At 70.0% G+C, this 6,008-nt stretch carries 7 protein-coding genes; 6 read left to right on the top strand and 1 reads right to left on the bottom strand.

Translation table 11 applies throughout. The features are described from left to right. Window positions 1-67 precede the first annotated feature (67 nt). Window positions 68-874 carry a spermine/spermidine synthase domain-containing protein gene (locus AC1DYN_RS31365; protein WP_477966522.1) on the bottom strand — a complete coding sequence of 269 codons (807 nt, stop codon included), beginning with the start codon at window positions 872-874 and terminating at the stop codon, window positions 68-70. 71 nt (window positions 875-945) lie between these two features. Here AC1DYN_RS31365 and AC1DYN_RS31360 point away from each other — a divergent pair, with 71 nt between their 5' ends. The 6 genes from AC1DYN_RS31360 to AC1DYN_RS31335 form a co-directional block, all read left to right on the top strand. Continuing rightward, window positions 946-2,580, top strand: coding sequence for a SulP family inorganic anion transporter (locus tag AC1DYN_RS31360; RefSeq protein ID WP_477966520.1), 1,635 nt, complete (start codon window positions 946-948; stop codon window positions 2,578-2,580). A 34-nt stretch (window positions 2,581-2,614) separates the two neighbouring features. Further along, a complete protein-coding gene (locus tag AC1DYN_RS31355) occupies window positions 2,615-2,815 on the top strand; it encodes a DUF3460 family protein (protein ID WP_477966518.1) in 201 nt (66 codons plus the stop codon). 27 nt (window positions 2,816-2,842) lie between these two features. Next, window positions 2,843-3,682, top strand: a complete 840-nt coding sequence (locus AC1DYN_RS31350; protein WP_477966516.1) for a segregation and condensation protein A — start codon at window positions 2,843-2,845, stop codon at window positions 3,680-3,682. Window positions 3,683-3,787: 105 nt separating this feature from the next. After that, a complete protein-coding gene (bioB, locus tag AC1DYN_RS31345; RefSeq protein ID WP_477966514.1) occupies window positions 3,788-4,780 on the top strand; it encodes a biotin synthase BioB in 993 nt (330 codons plus the stop codon). Continuing rightward, entirely contained in the window at window positions 4,777-5,610 is an 834-nt protein-coding gene (panB, locus tag AC1DYN_RS31340) for a 3-methyl-2-oxobutanoate hydroxymethyltransferase (RefSeq protein ID WP_477966512.1), read from the top strand. The genes bioB and panB overlap by 4 nt, the downstream gene beginning before the upstream one ends. Window positions 5,611-5,618: 8 nt before the next feature. Continuing rightward, on the top strand, window positions 5,619-6,008 hold a 390-nt coding region (locus tag AC1DYN_RS31335; protein WP_477966510.1), incomplete at its 3' end, for a pantoate--beta-alanine ligase.

Here is a 6,008-nt window from a genome sequence, read left to right as displayed (position 1 = left end):
GTCTCACGACCGGGGTTGCTGCGGCTGCGTTCCTCATCGACGCTTGGGCGAACGAAATGGGGAATCACTACGGTGGTCTGTCCGCTGCTGACGGCAGATGGCCCGGATCGTCCCTCCATCCCGACACCCTCATCCGCTGCGTCTGGGGGTGCAGACGGAACATACAAGCCCGGATGTCAATCCGGGAAGCAATGCGAGCGAACGCCGACGCCAGGCCCGGCGGGCATCGCAACGCACCCCGAACCCGTCTCAACCCACCCCGGCACGCAAACACCACGCAGTTGCTGCGGTCGTCGTCATGCACCACCAGCGGCTCGTGCCCGAAGCTGCGCCGGATGCGCTCCAGCCACACCGGCTGCTCGGCATGCAAGGCATGCAGGTTGGCCACCAGCACGCCGCCCGGCTGCAGCGCATCGGCGGCATCGTCGTAGAAGCGCTGCGAGCACAGTTGCCGCGGCAGCCCATGGCGGTCGAAACCATCGACCAGCAGCGCGTCGTAGCGCTCCACGGCATCGGCCACGAACCGCGCCCCGTCCACCACGCTGACCGACAGCCGATCGTCGTCCGGCGGCACCTGGAATCGCCCGCGCAAGGCCACCACCTGCGGGTTGACCTCGGCCACGTCCAGCCGCGTGCGGCGCAGGTGGCGGTGGCAGAACTTGGCGATCGAGCCGCCGCCCAGCCCGATCATCGCGATGCGTGCCGGCGCCGGGGCGAACAGCAGGAAGCCCATCATCAGCCGCGTGTACTGCAGGTCGAGCGCGTCGGGGTCGCGCAGCTGCATGCGGCTCTGGATCTCGGCGTCGGAGAACTGCAGCACCCGCCGCTCCAGCGTCTCCTGCACCCGCGGCACATCGTCATCTCGCTCGGACATCGCTGGCGCTGTGGCTTTGTTGCCGCAGATCATAGGGCGCCGCGGAAGGACCGCGCGATACTGGCGGTTTCATGCGCCTGCACCTGCACCCGTTCCGCCCCCGCCTGCTGGAGACGCTGCGCGACTACGACCGCACGCGCTTCTGGAAGGACGTGTCCGCCGGCATCACGGTCGGCGTGGTCGCGCTGCCGCTGGCCATGGCCTTCGCGATCGCCTCCGGCGTCAAGCCCGAGCAAGGCATCTTCACCGCCATCGTCGCCGGCTTCCTGATCTCGGCGCTGGGCGGCTCCAGCGTGCAGATCGGCGGGCCGGCCGGCGCCTTCATCGTCATCGTCTACGGCATCGTCGAGCGCTACGGGCTGACCAACCTGCTGATTTCCACCGCGCTGGCCGGCGTGCTGCTGTTCGCGATGGGTGCCTTGAAGCTCGGCGTGCTGGTGCGCTACATCCCGGTGGCCATCATCATCGGCTTCACCAACGGCATCGCGGTGCTGATCGGCCTGTCGCAGCTGAAAGACCTGTTCGGGCTGCAGATCGAGAAGCTGCCGGCCGACTTCTTCACGCAGGTGGGTGCGCTCGCGTCGCACGCCGGCAGCCTGAACCCCGCCGCGCTGGCGCTGGGCCTGGGCTGCCTGGCGCTGGTCGCGCTGTGGCCCCGGGCCTGGAAGGCCGTGCCGGCCACCATCGTCGCGCTGGTGCTGGCCACGCTGGCCACCGCCCTGCTGCAGCTGCCGGTCGAGACCATCGGCTCGCGCTTCGGCGGCATCCCGCAAAGCCTGCCGCAGCTCGCGCTGCCGCCGTTCAGCTGGGCCAGCGCACAGCAGCTGCTGATCCCGACACTGACGATCGCGCTGCTCGGCGCGGTCGAATCGCTGCTGTGCGCACGCGTCGCCGACAACCTGAGCGAGCTGCCGCGCCATGATCCGAACCAGGAGCTGATGGGCCAGGGCCTGGCCAACATGATCGCGCCGCTGTTCGGCGGCATCCCCGCCACCGGCACGATCGCACGCACGGTGACCAATGTGCGCTGCGGCGCCACCAGCCCGGTGGCCGGCATCGTGCATGCGCTGACGCTGCTGGCCGTGGTGCTGGTGGCCGCGCCGCTGGCGGTGCACGTGCCGCTGGCCGGGCTGGCCGGCATCCTGCTGTTCGTCGCGTGGAACATGGGCGAATGGCGAGAGTTCGCGCGGCTGCGCCGCTTCAGCCTGCACTACCGCACCGTGCTGCTGGGCACCTTCTTGCTGACGGTGGTGTTCGACCTGACGGTGGCGGTGCAGTTCGGGCTGGTGCTGGCCTGCGTGTTCTTCATCTACCGGATGAGCACGCTGTTCCGCGTCGAGCCGCGCGACGTCGGCGCACCGGGCGTGCAGGTGTTCGCGCTCAGCGGCCCGCTGTTCTTCGGTGCGGTGGGCAAGCTCGAAGGGCTGCCCCACCGCGTGCACGCCGGCACCCGCGCGGTGGTGCTGGACCTGCGGCGCATGCTGTCGATGGACACCTCCGGGCTGGACGCGCTGGCGCAGTGCCAGCGGGCGCTGGCGCGGCGCGGCATCGCGCTGCTGCTGGCCGGGGTGGACGAGCAGCCGCTGTCGCTGATCCGCCGGGCCGGCTTCGACGCCGAGCTGGGGGTGGAGCGCATCCTGCCCGAACTGGCCGATGCCGAGGCCGCCGCGCGGGCCTGGATCGCGGCGCAGGCGACAGCCGGCTAAAATCCGCCCTTTCCCGCTCCACCTGGCCCCGACCATGCCGCTCTTCTGGAAAGCCTACAAGTCCGACACCACCTCGTTCATCGAGGAGCTGAAGGCCAAGGATCCCACGCTGTCCGACAGGATGCGCGAGGGCCGTGGCCTGCTGTGGGACACGCCGGTCGACCGCGACGCCGAGAGCGAATACCGCGATGCCCGGGTTCCGCAGCAGCCCTACGTGTACCAGACGCGCAACTGACGCCCCGGGCTGAGCAGCGAGCAGACAGTGACTGAAGAGGCCCTGGCGCAGGCGGCGCCCGACGCGGCGGCGCCCACCGTGGTCGACCACGTGGCGGTGGCGCGCCTGTACGGCGAGCCGCTGTTCACCATGCCGACCGACCTGTACATCCCGCCGGATGCGCTGGAGGTCTTCCTCGAAGCCTTCGAAGGCCCGCTCGACCTGCTGCTCTACCTGATCCGCAAGCAGAACTTCAACATCCTCGACATCCCGCTGGCCAGCGTGACGCGCCAGTACCTGGCGTATGTCGACCAGATTCGCAAGACCAACCTCGAGCTCGCCAGCGAATACCTGCTGATGGCGGCGATGCTGATCGAGATCAAGTCGCGCATGCTGCTGCCGCCGAAGAAGACGGCGGAGGGCCAGGAGCCGGAAGACCCGCGGGCCGAGCTGGTGCGCCGCCTGCTGGAGTACGAGCAGATCAAGCTGGCGGCTGCCGGGCTCGACCGGCTGCCGGTGCTGGGCCGCGATTTCCTGCGTGCGCAGGTGACGATCGAGCAATCGCTGACGCCGCGCTTCCCCGACGTCGAGATCGACGAGCTGCGCGCCGCCTGGGCCGACATCCTGAAGCGCGCCAAGCTGAACCAGCACCACACGATCACGCGCGAGGAGCTGAGCGTGCGCGAGCACATGAGCATCGTGCTGCGCGGGCTGCAGGGCCGCAAGTTCGCGATGTTCGAAGACCTGTTCGACCTGACGCGCGGCCCGCAGGTGCTGGTGGTGACCTTCATCGCGATGCTCGAGCTGGCACGCGAGCACCTGCTCGAGATCACGCAGGCCGAGGCCTTTGCGCCGATCTACGTGCGCCTGGCCTACCAGCCGGCCTGACGCAAACGGTGTCGTGACCCGGATGCGAATCCGGGGAAATTGGCCTGACCAATTTCAGGGCGCAAGGCGTTTAGACTGCGCCACCCTCACTGCCCGACCCCGAGCATGACGATCCAAGAAGCACCGGTGCACCTCGTCACCCGCGCCGCCCACACGGCCCAGCCGACCGACCGCTGGCAGGTGGCCGACATCGAGGCCTTGTTCGAGCTGCCTTTCCCCGAACTGATGTTCCGTGCCCAGACGGTGCACCGCCAGCATTTCGATGCGGCCGAGGTGCAGCTGTCGACGCTGCTGTCGATCAAGACCGGCGGCTGCCCGGAGGATTGCAGCTACTGCCCGCAGGCGGCGCGCTACGACACCGGCGTCGAGGCCGGCAAGCTGATGGAGACCGAGGCGGTGCTCGACGCGGCGCGCCGCGCGCAGGCCGCCGGCGCCTCGCGCTTCTGCATGGGTGCCGCATGGCGCGGCCCGAAGGACCGCGACATCGAGAAGGTGGCCGAGCTGGTGAGCGCGGTGAAGGCGCTGGGCCTGGAGACCTGCGCGACGCTGGGCATGCTGGAAGACGGCCATGCCGAGCAGCTGCAGCATGCGGGCCTCGACTACTACAACCACAACCTGGACACCGCGCCCGAGTTCTACGGCGACATCGTGCGCACCCGCCAGTACCAGGACCGGCTCGACACGCTGCAGCGCGTGCGCGGGGCCGGCGTCAAGGTGTGCGCCGGCGGCATCGTCGGCATGGGCGAGACGCGGGCCCAGCGCGCCGGGCTGATCGGTGCACTGGCCAACCTGGATCCGTACCCCGAGTCGGTGCCGATCAACAACCTGGTGCAGGTCGAAGGCACGCCGCTGCACGGCGCGGCCAAGCTCGATCCGCTGGAGTTCGTGCGCACCATCGCGGTGGCGCGCATCACGATGCCGAAGGCGCGCGTGCGGCTGTCGGCCGGGCGCCAGGAGCTGGGCGAGGCGGTGCAGGCGCTGTGCTTCACGGCCGGTGCCAACTCGATCTTCTACGGCGACAAGCTGCTGACCACCGGCAACCCGGACGTGCAGGCCGACCGCGCGCTGCTCGACAAGCTGGGGATGCGCACGGCATGAGCAGCCACACCGTCCCCGACGCGCCCGCCGGCCGCAAGCCGGTGACGCTGCACAGGCTGCGCGAGATGCATGCGGCGCGCGAGCCGATCGCGATGCTGACCTGTTACGACACCAGCTTCGCGCGGCTGCTCGATGCGGCCGGTGTCGACTGCCTGCTGGTCGGCGATTCGCTGGGCATGGTGCTGCAGGGCCAGCCGAGCACGCTGCCGGTGACGCTGGACGAGATGGCGTACCACACGCGCTGCGTCGCGCGCGGCAACCGCGGGGCGTGGCTGATTGGCGACCTGCCGTTCGGCAGCTACCAGCAGGGGCCGGCGCAGGCGCTGGCGAGCTCGACGGTGCTGATGCAGGCCGGTGCGCAGATGGTCAAGCTCGAGGGCGGCGGCTGGACGGCCGACACCGTGCGCTTTCTGGTGGAGCGCGGCATCCCGGTGTGCGCGCACCTGGGGCTGACGCCGCAGTCGGTGCATGCGCTGGGCGGCTACCGCATCCAGGGCCGCAACGACGAGGCCGCGGCCACGCTGCTGCGCCATGCGCGCGAGCTGGCCGATGCGGGCGCGGCGATGCTGGTGCTGGAGCTGATGCCGTCGGCCGTCGCCAAGCAGATCACCGACGCGCTCGACATCCCGGTGATCGGCATCGGTGCCGGCGTCGGCTGCTCGGGCCAGGTGCTGGTGCTGCACGACATGCTGGCCATCACGCAGGGCAAGCTGCCGCGCTTCGTGCGCAACTTCATGGATGGCAGCGCGGGCATCGGCGACGCGATCGCGCGCTACGTGGCGGACGTCAAGGCGCGCCGCTTCCCGGACGACACGCTCCACGGTTACTGAGTCAATCGATGAAGACAGTCCACACGATCGCCGACCTGCGCGCGGCCCTCGGCACGCCCGGCGCGTGCGCCTTCGTGCCCACGATGGGCAACCTGCACGACGGACACCTGGCGCTGGTGCGGCAGGCCGGGCGGCACGGGCTGCCGGTGGTGGCGAGCATCTTCGTGAACCGGCTGCAGTTCGCGCCGCATGAGGACTTCGACCGCTACCCGCGCACGCTGGCGCGCGACAGCGAGCTGCTGCAGGGTGCCGGCTGCGACATCGTGTTCGCGCCCGACGAGCGCGAGCTGTATCCGCAGCCGCAGGCCTTCAAGGTGGTGCCCGACGCGGCGCTGGCCGACATCCTGGAAGGGCACTTCCGGCCGGGTTTCTTCACCGGCGTGTGCACGGTGGTGGTG

The organism is Rhizobacter sp. P2_D12 (assembly GCF_056404395.1).
The sequence above is the reverse complement of the archived record's forward strand: the minus strand, read 5'-3'. Positions and strand labels throughout refer to the sequence as shown.

Bases quoted from the DNA above. Each gene is read 5' to 3' on its own strand.
- AC1DYN_RS31365 (WP_477966522.1), bottom strand. From the start codon at position 874: ATGTCCGAGCGAGATGACGATGTGCCGCGGGTGCAGGAGACGCTGGAG.
- AC1DYN_RS31360 (WP_477966520.1), top strand. From the start codon at position 946: ATGCGCCTGCACCTGCACCCGTTCCGCCCCCGCCTGCTGGAGACGCTG.
- AC1DYN_RS31355 (WP_477966518.1), top strand. From the start codon at position 2,615: ATGCCGCTCTTCTGGAAAGCCTACAAGTCCGACACCACCTCGTTCATC.
- bioB (WP_477966514.1), top strand. From the start codon at position 3,788: ATGACGATCCAAGAAGCACCGGTGCACCTCGTCACCCGCGCCGCCCAC.
- panB (WP_477966512.1), top strand. From the start codon at position 4,777: ATGAGCAGCCACACCGTCCCCGACGCGCCCGCCGGCCGCAAGCCGGTG.